The sequence below is a fragment of the Arthrobacter sp. ES3-54 genome, assembly GCF_029504395.1.
Classification (GTDB): domain Bacteria; phylum Actinomycetota; class Actinomycetes; order Actinomycetales; family Micrococcaceae; genus Arthrobacter.
This window is the reverse complement of the sequence record NZ_JAQFIF010000010.1, coordinates 1-17,193: the sequence shown is the minus strand read 5'-3', so window position 1 is coordinate 17,193 and position 17,193 is coordinate 1. Positions and strand designations below refer to the sequence as shown.

14 protein-coding genes are annotated in these 17,193 nt (G+C 67.3%); 9 read left to right on the top strand and 5 right to left on the bottom strand.

From position 1 onward, the window contains the following. Positions 1-36: 36 nt before the first annotated feature. Positions 37-1,188, top strand: a complete 1,152-nt coding sequence (locus tag M2428_RS16095; RefSeq protein ID WP_277526960.1) for an aromatic acid exporter family protein — start codon at positions 37-39, stop codon at positions 1,186-1,188. Positions 1,189-1,269: 81 nt separating this feature from the next. Here the strand turns inward: M2428_RS16095 and M2428_RS16090 are convergent, their stop codons facing one another. Genes M2428_RS16090 through M2428_RS16080 form a run of 3 tightly spaced genes read right to left on the bottom strand, consistent with a single transcriptional unit; the run spans position 1,270 to position 4,947 of the window. Next, entirely contained in the window at positions 1,270-2,187 is a 918-nt protein-coding gene (locus tag M2428_RS16090; protein ID WP_277526959.1) for a MaoC/PaaZ C-terminal domain-containing protein, read from the bottom strand. After that, positions 2,184-3,524 (bottom strand): 3-oxoacyl-ACP reductase, encoded by a 1,341-nt coding sequence (locus M2428_RS16085; protein ID WP_277526958.1) that lies wholly within the window; start codon positions 3,522-3,524, stop codon positions 2,184-2,186. The genes M2428_RS16090 and M2428_RS16085 overlap by 4 nt, the downstream gene beginning before the upstream one ends. A 10-nt stretch (positions 3,525-3,534) precedes the next feature. Beyond that, positions 3,535-4,947 carry an acetyl-CoA C-acetyltransferase gene (locus M2428_RS16080; protein WP_277526957.1) on the bottom strand — a complete coding sequence of 471 codons (1,413 nt, stop codon included), beginning with the start codon at positions 4,945-4,947 and terminating at the stop codon, positions 3,535-3,537. Between the two features lie 61 nt (positions 4,948-5,008). Here M2428_RS16080 and M2428_RS16075 point away from each other — a divergent pair, with 61 nt between their 5' ends. Together M2428_RS16075 and M2428_RS16070 are read left to right on the top strand one after the other, a co-directional pair. Beyond that, entirely contained in the window at positions 5,009-5,761 is a 753-nt protein-coding gene (locus tag M2428_RS16075) for a TetR/AcrR family transcriptional regulator (protein ID WP_277526956.1), read from the top strand. A 43-nt stretch (positions 5,762-5,804) separates the two neighbouring features. Next, positions 5,805-7,982, top strand: a complete 2,178-nt coding sequence (locus M2428_RS16070; protein WP_277526955.1) for an acyl-CoA dehydrogenase — start codon at positions 5,805-5,807, stop codon at positions 7,980-7,982. Between the two features lie 91 nt (positions 7,983-8,073). On the opposite strand, the gene glgA is transcribed toward M2428_RS16070, so the two are convergent. After that, the gene (glgA, locus tag M2428_RS16065) at positions 8,074-9,279 is read right to left on the bottom strand and encodes a glycogen synthase (RefSeq protein ID WP_277526954.1); all 1,206 of its coding nucleotides are present in this window, start codon (positions 9,277-9,279) and stop codon (positions 8,074-8,076) included. A 96-nt stretch (positions 9,280-9,375) separates the two neighbouring features. Here glgA and glgC point away from each other — a divergent pair, with 96 nt between their 5' ends. The 5 genes from glgC to M2428_RS16040 all read left to right on the top strand — a co-directional run bounded on the left by glgC (position 9,376) and on the right by M2428_RS16040 (position 14,631). Beyond that, on the top strand, positions 9,376-10,797 hold the full coding sequence (gene glgC, locus M2428_RS16060) for a glucose-1-phosphate adenylyltransferase (RefSeq protein ID WP_277527086.1): 1,422 nt from the start codon (positions 9,376-9,378) through the stop codon (positions 10,795-10,797). A 61-nt stretch (positions 10,798-10,858) separates the two neighbouring features. Continuing rightward, positions 10,859-12,367 carry an SDR family NAD(P)-dependent oxidoreductase gene (locus M2428_RS16055; RefSeq protein WP_277526953.1) on the top strand — a complete coding sequence of 503 codons (1,509 nt, stop codon included), beginning with the start codon at positions 10,859-10,861 and terminating at the stop codon, positions 12,365-12,367. Positions 12,368-12,386: 19 nt separating this feature from the next. Then, positions 12,387-12,854 carry a pyridoxamine 5'-phosphate oxidase family protein gene (locus tag M2428_RS16050; protein WP_277526952.1) on the top strand — a complete coding sequence of 156 codons (468 nt, stop codon included), beginning with the start codon at positions 12,387-12,389 and terminating at the stop codon, positions 12,852-12,854. Between the two features lie 78 nt (positions 12,855-12,932). Then, on the top strand, positions 12,933-13,670 hold the full coding sequence (locus M2428_RS16045; RefSeq protein ID WP_277526951.1) for a VOC family protein: 738 nt from the start codon (positions 12,933-12,935) through the stop codon (positions 13,668-13,670). Positions 13,671-13,899: 229 nt separating this feature from the next. Then, on the top strand, positions 13,900-14,631 hold the full coding sequence (locus tag M2428_RS16040; RefSeq protein ID WP_277526950.1) for a response regulator transcription factor: 732 nt from the start codon (positions 13,900-13,902) through the stop codon (positions 14,629-14,631). A gap of 62 nt (positions 14,632-14,693) precedes the next feature. On the opposite strand, the gene M2428_RS16035 is transcribed toward M2428_RS16040, so the two are convergent. Continuing rightward, positions 14,694-16,394: a GAF domain-containing sensor histidine kinase gene (locus M2428_RS16035; protein WP_277526949.1), complete on the bottom strand. Its 1,701-nt coding sequence runs from the start codon at positions 16,392-16,394 to the stop codon at positions 14,694-14,696. A 158-nt stretch (positions 16,395-16,552) separates the two neighbouring features. Here M2428_RS16035 and M2428_RS16030 point away from each other — a divergent pair, with 158 nt between their 5' ends. Then, positions 16,553-17,050, top strand: coding sequence for a pyridoxamine 5'-phosphate oxidase family protein (locus M2428_RS16030; protein ID WP_277526948.1), 498 nt, complete (start codon positions 16,553-16,555; stop codon positions 17,048-17,050). Positions 17,051-17,193: the final 143 nt, after the last annotated feature.

Here is a 17,193-nt window from a genome sequence, read left to right as displayed (position 1 = left end):
TGTCGCAGCGACCTCCCGGCCCTAGGGTGAGCCGGGATGCTCACTCCAGAAAAGACAGCCGACAGCCCGCCCTCCCTGCCGCGCAGATGGGCCCGGATTGTGTACCGTGCTGTCTCCGCGGCAGTGCTGTGGCCCCGGCTCCAGCTGGCCCTTAAGGCGGCGCTGGCCGCAGGCATCGCCTTCGCGATCGCCCCTTACATGCCGGGCTCCGCCGCCGAGTATCCGTACTACGCGCCTCTGGGCGCCTTGGTGGCCATGTACGAGAACGTGGTCGGTTCCATGCGCCAGGGCCTGCAGACGCTCGTCGGCCTCGCAATCGGCGTCGGGCTGGCGTTCATGCTGTTCAGCCTCGGCTCACCGTCCCCGCTGACGGTTGCGGTGGTCATGGGCCTGGGCGTTATCCTGGCCGGACTGCCGAAGATCGGCTCGGGCCGGGACTGGATCCCGACGGCGGCGCTCCTGGTGCTGCTGGTCGGCGGCCATAATCCGGACACGTTCTCCTTCGGGTACCTCTTCCAGATGGGCGTCGGCGTCACAGTGGGCATCGTCGTGAACCTGCTGGTCTTCCCGCCACTGCACTTTCGGGCCGCGGCCCTGAGCATCGCGGAGCTCCGCCAGGCACTCGCCCAGCAGCTCTGGGATATGGGCAAGGCCCTCAAGGAAAGCTGGCCGCCGGAACATCAGGACTGGTCCCGTCGTTCGGAGGCGCTCGCAGCGCACGCCCGTGCCGTGCGCCTCGCCGTCGAGAAGGCCGATGCGAGCCGCCAGGCAAATCCCCGCCGCCGCCTGCATCCGCGCGATATAGAGCTCGACTACCGGAACCTGCGGGACTTGGAGCGGCTGACCTTCCACGTCCAGGACGTGACCCAAGTGCTCTCGGACGTCATCTGGGCCCATGACACCCCCTTCGTGGTCCCCGACGACTACGCGGCGCCCCTCGGGGACGCCATGGCTTCCGTCGGCGACGTGATGCTTGCCTTGGAGGAGGAACAGCCGGACCGCCAGGCCGAGCTGGCCGCCTCCGCCGACGCGACCATCAACGAACTGACCGCCCGGCTCGCCACCGAACAGCACAGCAAGGACGCCCCGAGCGCGGTGGAATCCATCCTCCTAAGCCTCCACCGCATGCTGCGGGTGGCCACGCCCGGCCGGCCTGAGGCACAACAGGCCAACGCACCCGCAAGCTAGGCCAACACGCGCGCCCGCTGGGCCGGCGTAGCGGAACGGGCGACGGCGGCTCCGGCTGATGTGTCCGGACCGGGAGTCTGGCTACGGCAGCGCCGCGACAGAACCGCTGAAGTGTCGGCGCCCCGACAGCGGGTTCCACGCCACATAGCCGGAACGCTGCCAGGCGCCGCCGTCGGCCTGGACCGTGCTGATGTCCAGCGCCACGCGGGCCGGCAGGAACACGGGCGCCTCGAAGGCCACGTCCCACCGGAACGAGTCCCCCCTGACCGCGCCGACGTCGGCCAGCGCCCGCGACGCCAGGTACATGCCGTGGGCAAGGGAGCGGCGCATGCCCAGGGCCTTGGCAGTCAGGACGCTCAGGTGGATGGGGTTGAAGTCGCCGGACACCGCGGCGTAGGCCCGCCCGGTGTCGACGCCAAGCTGCCACAGGGCCGTGGGGTCCGGCACCGAGAACGGCGGCGGCGGCGTCACGGGCACCGAGGGCTTGTCGATCCCGGGCAGGAACACGCCCTTGGCCAAGTAGGTAGAGACCCCGCGCCAGCGGACTTCTTCCCGCCCGGCGGCACGGACCTCGGCAACGACATCGAGCTGCGTGCCGGCCCGGTGGCCGCGCAGGTTCTCCACTTGGGCCCGGATATCCAGGGCCTGGGTGAACAGGACCGGCGCGGACTGCACCACCTTGTTGCTCAGGTGGATCATGCCCAGCAGGGGCAGCGGAAAATCGTCCCGGTTCATCACGCTCATGGCCAGCGGAAACGCCAGGGCATGGATAAAGCCGGCCGGGAGGACATCGCTCGCGCTCTCACCGATCAGGTGCTGGTAAGCCGTCAGGTTGGCGACGTCGGCCTTCACCCCACGGACCTCGTGGGTGTAGGCGGGCAGTTCGGTGCCGCCGTGCGTGCCCAGGACCCTGCGCCGTGCCGCCGCGGCCGCCGCATTGACGTAGAGCTTGGACAGCGACGGCATCTCGCCCAGGATGACGGTCTGGGATCCGCTCATGCGCCCACCAGGTTCTGCCCGCAGACGCGCAGCACCTCGCCGGAAATTCCGCCCGCGGCGTCGCTGGCCAGGAACGCGATGGCCTCGGCGACGTCACCTGGCTGGCCGCCCTGCTGCAGGGAATTGAGCCGGCGCGCCACTTCGCGGGTGGCGAAGGGGATCCTGGCGGTCATCTCCGTTTCGATGAAGCCCGGAGCGACGGCGTTGATGGAGCCGCCGCGCTCGCCGATCAGCGCCGCTGTGGCGCGCACCATGCCGATCACGCCGGCCTTGGACGCGGCATAGTTGGTCTGGCCACGGTTTCCGGCGATCCCGCTGGTGGAGGCCACGGACACGATCCGGGGCGCGTCGCCGAAGTGCTCCGAAGCCAGGAGGGCCTCGTTGATGCGCAGTTGCGCGGCAATGTTGACGGCGATCACGGAATTCCAGCGGCCCGCATCCATGTTGGCCAGCAGCTTGTCCCGGGTGATGCCGGCATTGTGGATCAAGATGTCCAGCCGGCCGTGCCGTGTCGCGGCGTGGTCGATGATCCGTTGGCCGGCGTCGTTGCGGCTGATGTCCAGCTGCAGTGCCGTCCCGTGGACCTCGTTGGCCACCTCCGCCAGGTGGTCCCCGGCTGCCGGGATGTCGACGAGGATGAGGGTGGCGCCGTCGCGGTACAGCGTACGGGCGATCGCAGCCCCGATTCCCCGGGCGGCGCCAGTCACCACGGCCACCTTGCCGGCCAGCGGCTTCTCGACGTCGTCGGGCAGCTGCCCGGCGCCGGAGCTGACCGTCAGGAACTGCCCGTCCACAAACGCCGAGCGGCCCGACAGGAAGAACCTCAACGCCCCCAGCGTTGCGGGGCTGGTGGTCCGTGCACCGTCCGCGAGCAGGACGCCGTTGCCGGTGGCGCCGGCCCGCAGTTCCTTCGCCAAAGACCGCAGGAGGCCGTCCACGCCCTGCCTGGCGGCTGCCGCTGCCGGCTCAGTCGCGGAGTCTGCGGTGCGGGACACGGTGATGACGCGGGCGTTCGGCGCGAGATCACGCAGCGAGGCGGCGGCCGTGAGCACCGGCTTCTCGAGGTCGCCGGGATGGGCCAGTTCGTCCAGCACCAAGATGATGGCGCCGAGCTTCTCCTTGGGTATCGCGTGGCGGCGGACGTCGAGGTTCCAGGCCAGGAGCGTGGCGGCGAGGTCGTCGGCGCCGCTGGTTGACCCCTGGACCAGGACGGGCCCTTCGATGAGGGGGCGGCCGGGCTCGTGCCGCCGGAGGGCCACCGGCTGCGGGAGGCCGAGCCGCTTGGCGATGTCCTTGCCGAGTCCGTGGCTGACGAACCGGGTGTACTTGTCGCTCATCCGATTCTCCTTAGAGTGCTTCGAGGATTGCGACGACGCCCTGGCCGCCGGCGGCGCAAATGGACACCAACCCGCGGGCCGGGCGCCCGTTGACCTGGCCTTGGGCGTGCAGCATTTTGGCCAGCGACGCCACGATCCGGCCGCCCGTGGCGGCAAACGGGTGTCCGGCGGCAAGGGACGAACCGTTGACGTTCAGTTTGGTCCGGTCGATGCTGCCGAAGGCGCCGTCCAGGCCAAGGCGGGTGCGGCCGAATTCCTCGTCCTCCCACGCGGCCAGAGTACTCAGCACCGTGCCGGCGAAAGCCTCATGGACCTCGAAGAAGTCGAAGTCCGCGAGTGTGAGATTGTGGCGTGCGAGCAGCCGGGGCACCGCGAACGCCGGCGCCATGAGCAGCCCGTCCTTGCCGTGGACAAAGTCGACCGCGGCCGCCTCGCCGTCGACAATAGTGGCCAGCTTGGGGAGGTCGTGGGCGTCGGCCCATTCCTCGGACGCCAGCAGCACGGTGGAGGCGCCATCGGTCAGCGGCGTGGAGTTCCCGGCCGTCATGGTCGCTGCGGCGCCCAGGTTCTTGCCGAATACGGGCTTGAGCGTGGCCAGTTTCTCCAGGCTGGTATCGGCGCGCAGGTTGGAGTCCCTGCTCAGTCCCCGGTAGGGGGTCAGGAGGTCATCGAAGAAGCCGGCGTCGTAGGCCGCGGCAAGATGGCGGTGGCTGTTGAAGGCGAGCTCATCCTGGGCCTCGCGGGTGATCTTCCACTGCGCGGTGGTCAGCGCCTGGTGCTCGCCCATCGACAGGCCGGTTCGTGGCTCCCCCGTGTTCGGGGCATCGGGGGCCAGGTCCTTGGGCCGGAGCCGGCTGAGGACCTGCAGCTTCCGGGACACGGTCTTGGCACGGTTGAGGTCAAGGAGCACCTCGCGGAGTCCCTCGCTGACGGCAATGGGGGCATCAGAGGCGGAGTCGACGCCGCCGGCGATCGCGGAATCGATCTGGCCCAGCTTGATCTTGTTCGCCAGGCCGAGCACCGTTTCCAGGCCGGTCGCGCAGGCCTGCTGGAGGTCGTACGCCGGGGTCTCGGCGGAGAGGGCCGAGCCGAGCACGGCCTCCCGGGTGAGGTTGAAGTCGCGGGAGTGCTTGAGAACGGCGCCGGCAGCGACTTCCCCGATCCGTTCGTCCTGAAGGCCGAAGCGGGCGATCAGTCCGTCCAAAGCGGCGGTGAGCATGTCCTGGTTGGAGGACTTGGTGTACGCGCCGCCGGTCCGCGCAAACGGGATGCGGTTGCCACCCACCACCACGGCCCTGCGGAGCTGCGACGAGGCCGCGCCGCCGTGCTCCTTCTTCCCTGCGGCGGCCTCCACGGCGGAGGTGCCGGCGGCTGGTGCGGGGGCCGGTTGGGGGCGGGGCACTGACGGTCCGTTGACGGACATGGGCTGTCTCCTTCGATCAAAGCGATTACCGATACCCAGCGTACCTGATACGCTTGGTATCGTGAACATCCCCAACGACACTCCGCCCGCCGGGCAGGCCGCCGTGGACGGCCGCGCTTCCCGCTGGCAGTCCCACCGTGAGGAGCGGCGGCGGGAGCTCATCAAGTCGGCCCGGAGGGCGGTGCACGCCCTTGGCAGTGACGCGTCCATGGAGGACATTGCCGCGGCCGCGGGAACCTCAAAGTCCGTCTTTTACCGCTATTTCGGCGACAAGGCCGGACTCCAGCAGGCCGTGGGCGAAGTGGTCCTGAGCCAGATGCAGCGGCGCATCCAGGAGGCGGTCCAGAGCGCCCAGACGCCCCGTGAAGGCCTGTTCGCCATGGTGTCCGCCTACCTGCAGATGGCCGAGACCAGCCCGAATGTTTACACCTTTGTCACGCGCCATGCCCCCGGCGAAGCGGATACCGCCAGCCCGTCCATTTCCACAGCCGGCGCATTGAGCCATTTCTTCGCCGCCATCAGCGACATGATTGCCCGGCCCATGCGCAGCCATCTGGGCGGCGGCCAGGACAAGGAAGCCGTGATCGGCTACTGGCCCAATGCCGCGATCGGCCTGGTGCGGAACGCCGGAGAGCAGTGGCTCGCCAGCCCGCCGGGGCCCGCCAGGCCGGACCAGGAAGCCATGGCGCGGCAGATCACGGACTGGCTCTGTTTCGGCATCGCCCCCGAGCTGCAATCGCCGGCGGACCCGGCAACGGCGGACCCCGCAGGCCAGGGCACGCCGGCGGCGGCTCCGGCCCCGCCTACGAACTGAATTGTCAGCACTAGAGATTGTCAGAACCACAGAAGGAAACGACATGACTGAACTAGCCGACCGCACCACGGGCAACGCGGCCCGCCGCACCTCGACGCCGGCAGCGACCACAACAGCCGGCCGTTCCGGCGCCCAATCCGGCTCCCCTGAGGCGCCCGCCGTCGACGTCGCGGCCCTTGGCGAGCAACTGCTCGGCAAGTGGGCGGCCATCCGGCTGAAGTCCAGGGCCCTCGCCGGCCGCCCGGAACTGCACAAGATCGAGGGGCTGACCCACACCGACCACCGCCAACGCGCGTTCGGACAGCTCAGGATCCTGGTGGACAACGGCGCCGTACACCGCGCGTTCCCCCAGTCCGTGGGCGGCTCGGATGATCACGGCGGGAACGTGGCCGGTTTCCAGGAGCTGGTCATCGCCGACCCGTCGCTGCAGATCAAGGCCGGCGTCCAGTGGGGACTGTTCGGCTCCGCAGTGAACCACCTCGGCACCGCCGGACACCACGAGAAGTGGCTGCCCGGGATCATGAGCCTGGACATCCCGGGCTGTTTCGCCATGACTGAGACCGGCCACGGTTCGGACGTGGCCAGCATTGCCACCACCGCCACGTACGACCCGGCGGCCGAGGAGTTCGTGGTCCACACGCCGTTCCGGGCCGCGTGGAAAGACTACATCGGTAACGCCGCCACCGACGGCCTCGCCGCCGTCGTGTTCGCCCAGCTGGTGACAAAGGGCGTCAACCACGGCGTGCACGCGTTCTACATGGACCTCCGGGACCCCGAGACCAAGGATTTCCTGCCGGGCATCGGCGGCGAGGACGACGGCGTCAAGGGCGGCCTGAACGGCATCGACAACGGCCGGCTCCACTTCACGAACGTCCGGATCCCCCGCAGCAACCTCCTGAACCGCTACGGCGACGTGGACCCCGAGGGCAACTACACGTCCCCCATCGCCAGCCCGGGCCGCCGCTTCTTCACCATGCTCGGCACGCTGGTCCAGGGCCGGGTCTCCCTCGACGGCGCCGCCGTGACGGCGTCGAAACTGGCGTTGAAAACCGCCATCCAGTACGCCACGGAACGCCGGCAGTTCAATGCCTCATCCCAGACCGATGAGGAAGTCCTGCTGGACTACCAGCGGCACCAGCGCCGCCTCTTTACGCGGCTGGCCACGACGTACGCCGCGAGCTTCGCCAGCGAGCAGCTGTTGCAGAAATTCGACGACGTCTTCTCCGGCCGTCACGACACCGACCAGGACCGCCAGGACCTCGAGACCCTGGCCGCGGCGCTCAAGCCGCTCAGCACCTGGCACGCACTGGACACCCTGCAGGAATGCCGCGAGGCCTGCGGCGGCGCGGGATTCCTGATCGAGAACCGTTTCGCCTCGCTCCGCGCCGACCTCGACGTGTACGCCACCTTCGAAGGCGACAACACGGTCCTGCTGCAGCTGGTCGCGAAGCGCCTGCTGGCCGACTACGCCAAGGAATTCCGCACCGTGAACTTCGGCGTGCTGGCCCGTTATGTCGTGGGCCAGGCCACCGGTGTCGCGATCCACCGCACCGGACTGCGCGGCGTCGCCCAGTTCGTGGCGGACTCCGGATCAGTGCAGAAAGCGGCCCTGGCGATCAAGGACGAAGCAAGCCAGCGGACCCTGCTGACGGACCGCGTCCAGACGATGGTCGCGGAGGTGGCCACAGCCCTCAAGGGCGCGAACAGGCTCCCGCAGCAGCAGGGCGCCGCCTTGTTTAACGCGCACCAGCACGAACTCATCGAAGCCGCCCAGGCCCATGCGGAGCTGCTGCAGTGGGAGGCCTTTACAGAGGCGCTCGGGAAAGTGACAGACCCGGGCACGCACAAGGTCCTGACGTGGCTGCGTGATCTGTTCGGCCTGTCCCTCATCGAGAAGAACCTGTCCTGGTACCTCATGAACGGCAGGCTCTCGATGCAGCGCGGACGCACCGTGGGCGAATACATCAACCGCCTGCTCGTGAAGATCCGCCCGCACGCCCTCGACCTGGTGGATGCCTTCGGGTATGGGCCTGAGCACCTCCGCGCTGAGATCTCCACCGGCGCGGAGAAGGTCCGCCAGGACGAGGCCCGGGACTACTTCCGGAAGCAGCGGGCCAGCGGCCAGGCTCCCCTGGATGAGAAGATCCTGCTCGCCCGCGCGGCCCACGAGACAAAAGCCCACGCAGCAAAAGCCCACGGAACAAAAGCCAGCGGCGCCTGACCCAGCGGCGCCTGACCCAGCCGAATTACGACGACGGCGCCGCCCCCTCAGCCGGGGCGGCGCCGTCGTCGTACTGCCGTTTGGACGCGGGTCAGGAGTCCTTGTTGAGCACCGAGCGGTAAACCTCAAGCGTGGTCTCCGTGATGGATTCCCAGGAGAAGTGCTCCTCGGCCCTGCGTCGGCCGGCTTCGCCCATGGCGCGCGCCCGGGCGGGATCGGACACCACTTCGATGAGGGCCTCGGCAAAGTCGGTGACGAACTTCTCCGGGTCCAGTGGGATGCCGGTGCCGTCCGTGACCTGCTCGATCGGAACAAGCAGTCCGGTCTTGCCGTGCTCGACGACCTCCGGGATACCGCCGGTGGCGCTGGCCACCACGGCGGCGCCGCACGCCATCGCCTCCAGGTTGACGATGCCCAGCGGTTCGTAGATGGACGGGCACGCGAACGCGGTCGCGTGGCTGAGCACCTGGATGACCTCGTTGCGGGGCAGCATCCGTTCGATCAGGATCACGCCGCTGCGCTGGCTCTGGAGCTCCTCGATCAGGCGTGCCGTCTCGGCCGCCAGTTCCGGAGTGTCCGCGGCACCGAGGCACAGCACCAGCTGGACGTCGGCCGGGAGCTTGGCGGCGGCCCGCAGCAGGTACGGTACGCCCTTCTGCCGGGTGTTCCGGCCCACAAAAACAACGCTGGGGCGCTCCGGATCGATCCCGAGCGGACGGATGATGTCATCAGCCTCGTCCCGGTTCCACTGGCTGACATCGATGCCGTTGTGGACCACCTTGACCTTGTCCGGATCAACATCCGGATAGCTGCGCAGGATGTCTTGGCGCATCCCTTCCGAGACGGCGATGATGGCGGCAGCGGCCTCGTAGGCGGTCTTTTCCACCCATGAGGACACCGCGTAGCCGCCACCGAGCTGCTCGGCCTTCCACGGGCGCAGCGGCTCCAGGCTGTGGGCGCTGAGGACATGCGGGATGCCGTGGAGCAGCGACGCGATGTGTCCGGCCATGTTGGCATACCAGGTGTGGGAGTGGACCAGGTCCGCGCCGGCTATATCCGGAACGATCCTCAGGTCCACCCCGAGGGTCTGGATAGCGGCGTTTGCTGAGCCCAGGTCTTCGGGCACGGAATACGACGTGACGGTCGCTCCGTGATATCCGGGCTCGCGGGGCGCGCCGAAGGCACGCACCTGAAGGTCCACGCGTTGGGCCAGCACCCTGCTGAGCTCGGCCACATGGACCCCGGCGCCGCCGTAGATTTCCGGCGGGAATTCTTTAGTCACAATATCTATTCGCACATGCACCAAGGTAGTCGTTACGGTGGAACTGATCTAGTGTGAAGACGTTCGGGCATGCCGGACAGCATTGGGGAGTAACGAAGGCGTTCAGGAGCGATCACCATGCCGCATCAAAAGAGAGTTTTGGCAATTGTCCTCGCAGGTGGCGAGGGAAACCGGCTCATGCCGTTGACGGCGGACCGGGCCAAGCCTGGTGTCCCGTTTGCCGGCAGCTACCGGCTAATTGACTTTGCCCTTTCAAATCTTGTGAATTCCCGCTATCTGCAAATTGTGGTGTTGACGCAATACAAGTCCCACAGCCTTGACCGGCACATTTCCGAAACGTGGCGCATGTCCACCCAGCTGGGGAACTATGTGGCCTCGGTCCCGGCCCAGCAGCGCGTGGGCAAGAGCTGGTTCCTGGGCAGCGCCAACGCCATCTATCAGTCCCTGAACCTTATTCATGACGCCAATCCCGACATCGTGGTAGTGGTCGGCGCAGACCACGTCTACCGGATGGACTTCTCCCAGATGGTGGCGCAGCACGTCGCCAGCGGGGCCAAAGCCACAGTCGCCGCCGTCCGCCAGCCGCTGCACATGGCGGACCAGTTCGGCGTGATCGAAACGGACGCGGACAACCCGGAGAAGATTGCCGCGTTCGTCGAGAAGCCGTCCTCGACGCCCGGCCTCGCGGCCGACCCCAGCCAGTTCCTGGCCTCGATGGGCAACTACGTGTTCGACGCCGATGCCCTGATCGAAGCCCTCCACGTTGACGCCGAGCGGCTCGACACCAAGCACGACATGGGCGGGGACATCATTCCCTACTTCGTGAACCAGGGCGAGGCCGGCGTGTACGACTTCACCCTCAACGACATCCCCGGCTCCACCGAACGGGACCGCACCTACTGGCGCGACGTCGGCACCATCGATTCGTTCTACGACGCCCACATGGACCTGATCTCCCCCGTTCCGGTCTTCAACCTCTACAACTCCGAGTGGCCGATCTACACGCGCCAGACCATCTCCCCGCCGGCCAAGTTTGTCCGCGGCAAGTCCAACACGGTGGGCACGGCACTGGATTCCATCGTGGCCAGCGGCGTCGTCGTCTCCGGCGGCATCGTGGAGGGGTCCGTGCTCTCCAACGACGTCTACATCGGCACCTCGAGCCGGGTCCTGGACTCGGTCCTGATGGACAAGGTCAATGTCGGCGAAGGCGCAGTCATCAAACGCGCCATCATCGACAAGAACGTAAAGGTTCCGGCCGGGGCCGCGATCGGACTCGACCCGGAGCTGGACCGCGCCCGCGGGTTCAAGGTCACCGACTCCGGGATCACGGTCCTGTCCAAGGGGCAGCTTGTCCCGGATCCCAGCGATGCGGAACGGGCGCTCTCCGCGGCCAACCTGCGCCTGGTGCCGGATGCTGTCCGGACCGCGACGGAAAACTGGCCCGAACTACGGGAGTCCGTGGACAAAGTGGCCGACGTGCAGGCCGCCGCGGTCGGTGCGGACGCAGCGGCCAAGCAGTCGCCCACGGCATAGGCAGGCGGGGGCCCGGCACTGCGGTCAGGCCGGGCACCCCGCACCCTGTAAAATTAGGGCAATGAGCTTCCCCGATCTGTCCTCCGATCTTCCCACTGCCGAGTCTGGTCTTGCCGAGCTTGGCCTTGCCGAGCTTACCCCGGAGGAAATCCAGGCCTGCCTGAAGGTCCTGAACACGATCCACGCCTATGACGAGGAGCACCCGGACTACGTTTCCGTGCGCCGCGCCACCGGGAAGATGTTCAAGGCCGTCAAGCGCCACCGGCGGGTCAGCAAACGGGATGAGATCGCCGAAGCGGACCGCGCCGTGATCGCCCAGACGGCGACGGCGGCCCCCGACAGGATCGACGACGAGACGCGCGGCAACAAGCTCGCCACGTCCGCGACCGGGGAGATCGCCGGCCATCTGATCAGGTCCCGGCCGTGCTACATCTGCAAGCAGCATTACACCCAGGTGGACGCCTTCTATCACCAGCTGTGCCCCGAGTGCGCCATGTTCAGCCACAGCAAGCGCGACGCCCGCACCGACCTGACCGGGCGCAGGGCCCTGCTGACCGGCGGCCGGGCAAAGATCGGCATGTACATCGCGCTCCGGCTCCTCCGGGACGGCGCCCACACCACCATCACCACAAGGTTCCCGAAAGACGCCGCCCGCCGCTTCGCCGCCATGGAGGACAGCCCCGACTGGCTGCACCGGCTCCGGATCGTTGGCATCGACCTCCGCGACCCGTCCCAGGTGATGGCCCTGACGGATTCCCTTGATGCCGCGGGACCGCTGGACATCATCATCAACAACGCGGCCCAGACCGTGCGGCGCTCCGGCAACGCCTACAAGCCCCTCGTCGACGCCGAGGACGAGCCGCTGCCCGCCGCCCTCCAGGCTGCCAACGGCGGCCCGGAGCTCGTCACCTTCGGCCACGCCCACGACAAGCACCCGCTTGCCCTCGCGAGCAGCGTGCTGGACCATCCCGTACTGGCCGGGGACGCAATCACTTCCCTGGCCCTGTCCACGGGTTCCGCGTCGCTGGAACGTATTGCCTCCGGCACCGCGATCGACGCCGGCGGGCTGGTCCCGGACCTCGCCACGATCAACAGCTGGACCCAGGTACTGGACGAAGTGGATCCCCTGGAAATGCTCGAAGTGCAGCTGTGCAATGTGACGGCTCCGTTCCTGCTGGTCAGCCGGCTGCGCGGCGCCATGAAGCGCTCCACCGCGCGGCGGAAGTACATTGTCAATGTCAGCGCCATGGAAGGCCAGTTCTCCCGCGCCTACAAAGGCCCCGGGCACCCGCACACGAACATGGCCAAGGCTGCGCTGAACATGATGACCCGGACCAGCGCCCAGGAAATGCTCGACGCCGACGGCATCCTCATGACGGCCGTGGACACCGGCTGGATCACGGACGAGCGGCCGCACTACACCAAAGTCCGCCTCATGGAAGAGGGTTTCCACGCGCCCCTGGACCTGGTTGACGGCGCTGCCCGCGTGTATGACCCCATCGTGATGGGCGAGTCCGGCGAGGACCAGTACGGCGTCTTCCTGAAGGACTACAAGCCCAGTCCTTGGTGACAGGTGTAACGTGCTCCACATGGACACCACTACGCCCCCGCCGGATTACTCGCTGACCATGGACCAGTGCTGGGAGCTGCTTGATGCCCAAATCGTGGGACGTGTAGCGCTGATCGTGGACAGCCATCCGGAGATCTTCCCGGTGAACTTCGTGCTGGAGCGGCGGACGATTGTCTTCCGCACCTCTGGCGGCACGAAACTGTGGGGCGCCATCACGGGCAAGCCGGTGGCATTCGAGATCGACGGCTACGACGCCCACGACGAGTCGGCCTGGAGCGTGATGGCGCGCGGCGAAGCCGAACTGATCGAGAACCAGGCGGACAAGGACGCGGCGGACGCCCTGCTCTTGGAACCGTGGCAGCCCGGAGACAAGCCGTATTACGTGCGTGTGGCTCCCAAGGCGCTGACCGGCCGACGCTTCAAGGTCAACCGGCCCGATGTGTGGACCACCCGCCCCTCGGACCAGCGCCGCGCCTCGTTCGAATAGGAAGGGGTTGGCCTAGGACGGGGTTCGCCTGGGGCGGCCCTCCCCTATCGGGTATTACTTGGGGTAGGGTCTGGCGGTATGGCGCTGCGACTTGTTCAGGTGAATTTCAAGGCCCGGGATGACATCGCGCTCGGCCGGTTTTGGGCTGAGGCGCTCGGCTGGGGTGTTTCCAGCGAGGGACCCGGTGTGACCAATGTTGAGCCCGTAGGCTTCGTCTGGCCGGACCCCGTCGCCGTCTGCGTCGATGTAGTCACCGTCCCGGACCCCGAGACGGTGAGGTACCGCGCGCACCTCGATCTCACCACCACCTCTGCGGCCCATCAGGCGGAGCTGGTAGCGCACTTGTTGGAGCTCGGTGCGACGCCCGCCGACGGTTGCCAAGGTGATGTGCCGTGGACAGTCCTGGCCGACCCTGAGGGCAACCTGTTCCGCGTGCTGGAGCCCCGATCGATCTATAGGGACACCGGGCCGATCGCCGCGGTGGTGGTCAGCTGTGCGGATCCGCGGGCCATGGCCCGGTTCTGGAGCGAGGCGACGGACTGGACCCTGCACGAGGTGACCGACGATCATGCCAGGCTGCGCTCGGCCAAGGGCGTCGGACCGTATCTGGAGTTCCTTCGCACGCCCGCCGCGAAGTCCGTGTGTGGCCGTGTCCATCTCGACCTGATGCCGTACCTCGGTGATGATCAGGCAGCAGAGGTGGCCCGGCTGCGCGCTCTGGGCGCCGCTGACGCCGACGTCGGCCAGGGCGATGTGCCATGGGTGTGCCTCGCCGACTCAGAGGGCAACGAGTTCTGCGTCCTCACCCCGGGCTGACGCAGAGCCTCGGCTCCTAAACGCGCGTCCAGGCGATGCAGACGCAGTGGATGTAAGCGTGACACGCCTTAGCACGGCTCGACCCGCAGGCGGCCCGCTGGGCATAATGACCCTTGTCCGTGGCCCCGCAGTGCAGAAGAATGGCAGAGGCTGGGGTAAGTCAAAGAACCACAGAATTCAATGAAACACAGATTCGAGCGGTCCTGAAAAGCGGCCGGACGGGAGAACCATGATTGCCTGGGCAGACGCAGGTCTCACTGCCGCCGATGGCGTGCAGGCGGTGATCCGCGTCTTTATCCTTGATGACCACGAACTTGTTAGACGCGGGCTGCAGGAACTCCTCGAGGGCGAGGGATTTGTGGTGGTCGGCAGTTCCGGATCCGCGGTGGAGGCGACCCGCCGCATTCCCGCACTGCACCCCGATGTCTGTGTGCTGGACGCCCGCCTGCCGGACGGCACCGGCATTGAGGTCTGCCGGGACGTGCGGTCGGTGGACCCGTCCTTGAACTGCATCATCCTGACGAGCTTCGACGACGAGCAGGCCCTGCGCGGCGCTGTCCTGGCCGGTGCGCGGGGATATGTGCTGAAGGAGATCGGCGGCACGGACCTGATCGGCGCCCTGCGGCGGGCAGCAGCGGGCGAGACCCTCTTCGAGGAAGGCGTCGCCGCCGGCATCGTGGACAGCCTGGTGGAGGCCGAGGAGGTTGACCCGCGCACCTCATCCCTCACGCCCCAGGAACGCAAGGTCTTGGAGCTGGTGGGCGGCGGACTGACCAATCGGCAGATTGCCGCCGAAATGTTCCTGGCGGAAAAGACCGTCAAGAACTATGTGTCCTCGCTGCTGGCCAAGCTCGGATTCGAACGACGCACCCAGGCTGCTGTTTTCATCGCCAGCCCGGCGTTTCCCGTGGCCTCCGGCGCCAACGCCGGCGACGGAACCCGGCCGCACAGCGTCCGGTAGCGTCCCGCGCTCAAAATAGCCCCGTCGGCATCGGCCGGCGGGGCACAGCCGGAGGGGCACGGCTAGAGGGGCACTGACCATTCCAGGCTGGTACCGGCGTCGGGCGCGCTCGTGATGATGCATTCGCCGTCGAGCATGCGTGCCCGGTCCTCGAGATTGCTCAGCCCGTTGCGTATTCCGGGTTGGGCGAATCCGGCGCCGTTGTCGCTGATCACCACCGTCACCCGGCCCTTGACCACCGCCACTGAAACCGAGATGGTATCCGCCCCGGAGTGCCGGATGGCGTTGCTGAGCCCTTCCGAAACCACAGCCACCACGTTGTCGGCCTTGTCCGGCGTCACGGCATCCACGGGTCCTGTGATGGTCAGGCGCGGCGCGAAGGGCATGGACTTCGCCGAACTTCGCGTGACCCGACGGATCCGTCCGCTGAGCAATTCGGTATCGGCGATATTGCTCTTCAGAGAGTAAATAGTGTCGCGCAGGCTGCGGATCGCCTCGTCGAGTTCACCTGTGATGATATGGATGCGCTCCCGCGCCAGGTCGTCCTTGGTGAACCGGGTCAGGCTCTGCACGCTCAGCCCGGCGGCGAACAGCCGCTGGATGACGAGGTCGTGCAGGTCCCGGGCGATCCTGTCGCGGTCCGTGAAGACCAGAAGCTCCTCGCGCAGCCGGTGCACCCGGGACAGTTCCAAGGCGAGGGCCACGTGGGAGCCGAAGACGGCCCCCATCTCGATGTCGGTCCGGGCGTAGCGGACCGAATCCTTGTTCCGTGCCAGCAGCAGGAGGCCATGGTGGGCGCCCTGGGTGCTCAGCGCCACTGCCAGCAGCGGACCGGTGACGCCGGCGTCGACCTCCCCGACCACTTCCGACGCGTCATCAAACAGCACCGGCTCGCCGCCTTCGAGGACACTTTCAAGGAGCCCTGATTCCAGGTGCAATGACCTTCCGGAAAACGCCGTGCCCCGCTCCCCGGCAACTCCGATAACGACGTGCGCAACGCCGTTGGCGGCGGGAGCCACCAGCAGGGCGAGATCGGACGCGGACTCCTGGAGCGCGCGGCCGGCAATTGGGTCCAGGCCGCCCGAGGTGTAGTCGCGGTCCGTGCTCAGCATCAGCCCGGAGACGTCCATGCAAGCTTCCAGCCAGCGGGCCCTGCGGCGGGCATCGTCATAAAGCCGGGCATTCTCAATGGCCACACCGGCGGCGGCCGCCAACGCGACGGCCAAGGCCTCGTCTTCGGCGGTAAAGTCGTCCCCGCCCTCTTTTTCCGTCAGGTAGAGGTTCCCGAACGCCACCTCCCGGACCCGGACCGGGACCCCCAAGAAGGACTGCATGGGAGGGTGGTGTGCGGGGAACCCGTAGGCTTCGGGGTGCTTGCTCAGATCATGCAGACGAAGCGGCCTGGGGTCTGTAATCAAGAGGCCGAGGACGCCGTGGCCTGTCGGCAGCGGACCGATCTGCCGCGCCAGTTCGCCGTCGATCCCGACAGTGATGAAGTGACTCAGCGCGTGGTCATCACCGATGACTCCCAGGGCACCAAAGCGTGCGTGCAACAACCGGCAGGCAGACTCGACCACGCGTTCCAGGACGGCATCCAGGCTCAGGTCCTCGGCCAGAGCGACGACCGCTTCCAGCAGGCCCGCCATGCGTTCCTTGGATTGGAGCAGCTCTTCTGCCCGGGCGCCGAACCCCTTCAGCAGTTCCTCAACCACGGGATTTGGCTCGGATACAGCATGGCCTGAACCTTCACCCGTTGAATGCATGTCATTGCCCCCACTCGCTCCGGCCCGTGTCGACGCTGACGGCCCTATGCCAGAATACAGCGAACCACTCAGGAAAGCCTCAGGCTTCACAGTTTTTAACCGGCGGCTGGGACCATTTGCCCTAGCCGCCCTCAGCCCGGCGGCGTACTCTCGCCGGCATGAGTACTGATTCGAGCCCGGGCAGCCACGAGTCAAGGGACCAGGCCCACACGGTGGAAAACCTGGACCATCACGAATGCTGGCAGCTATTGCGCAGCGTCTCGATCGGCCGGCTGGCGGTCTGGGTGGACGATCACCCCGACATCTTCCCCCTCAACTACAAAGTGGACCACGGCACGCTGGTCTTCCGGACCGCCGAGGGCACCAAGCTGCAGGCGGCCACCGGCGACACGCCGGTGGCCTTGGAGGCCGATGGCGTGGACGCGGACACCGGAGTCGCCTGGAGCGTCGTCGTCAAGGGCCAGGCCGCGCCGGTGCAGAACCCCCAGGAAGTCATGGACACGGTGGGCCTGTTGCTGTTCCCATGGCAGGCCGGACAAAAGGAACACTTCGTCCGGATCACGCCGGACACCGTCACCGGCCGGCGCTTCAAAGTGGTGCCGCCGCAGACATGGTGGACGCCGTTGGACGACTCCACCCGCTCCGGCCTCGAATAAAGTCCCCAAAACACAGCTTGCGCTATCAGATCGGGTTGCTCTGAGCGCGGCAGAGTCATATGGTCGCAGCAACGCTCTGATTGATGGAGCGTTAGATGGCCAGAGTGTTTTCCCTCGATGCGCGCACTGAGTTCTTCGATTTG

Excerpts from the sequence above, each read along its gene's own strand:
- M2428_RS16035 (WP_277526949.1), bottom strand. The coding sequence starts at position 16,394 with ATGCATTCAACGGGTGAAGGTTCAGGCCATGCTGTATCCGAGCCAAAT.
- M2428_RS16030 (WP_277526948.1), top strand. The coding sequence starts at position 16,553 with ATGAGTACTGATTCGAGCCCGGGCAGCCACGAGTCAAGGGACCAGGCC.
- M2428_RS16080 (WP_277526957.1), bottom strand. The coding sequence starts at position 4,947 with ATGTCCGTCAACGGACCGTCAGTGCCCCGCCCCCAACCGGCCCCCGCA.
- M2428_RS16070 (WP_277526955.1), top strand. The coding sequence starts at position 5,805 with ATGACTGAACTAGCCGACCGCACCACGGGCAACGCGGCCCGCCGCACC.
- M2428_RS16045 (WP_277526951.1), top strand. The coding sequence starts at position 12,933 with ATGGCGCTGCGACTTGTTCAGGTGAATTTCAAGGCCCGGGATGACATC.
- M2428_RS16095 (WP_277526960.1), top strand. The coding sequence starts at position 37 with ATGCTCACTCCAGAAAAGACAGCCGACAGCCCGCCCTCCCTGCCGCGC.
- M2428_RS16050 (WP_277526952.1), top strand. The coding sequence starts at position 12,387 with ATGGACACCACTACGCCCCCGCCGGATTACTCGCTGACCATGGACCAG.
- M2428_RS16055 (WP_277526953.1), top strand. The coding sequence starts at position 10,859 with ATGAGCTTCCCCGATCTGTCCTCCGATCTTCCCACTGCCGAGTCTGGT.
- M2428_RS16090 (WP_277526959.1), bottom strand. The coding sequence starts at position 2,187 with ATGAGCGGATCCCAGACCGTCATCCTGGGCGAGATGCCGTCGCTGTCC.
- M2428_RS16040 (WP_277526950.1), top strand. The coding sequence starts at position 13,900 with ATGATTGCCTGGGCAGACGCAGGTCTCACTGCCGCCGATGGCGTGCAG.
- M2428_RS16085 (WP_277526958.1), bottom strand. The coding sequence starts at position 3,524 with ATGAGCGACAAGTACACCCGGTTCGTCAGCCACGGACTCGGCAAGGAC.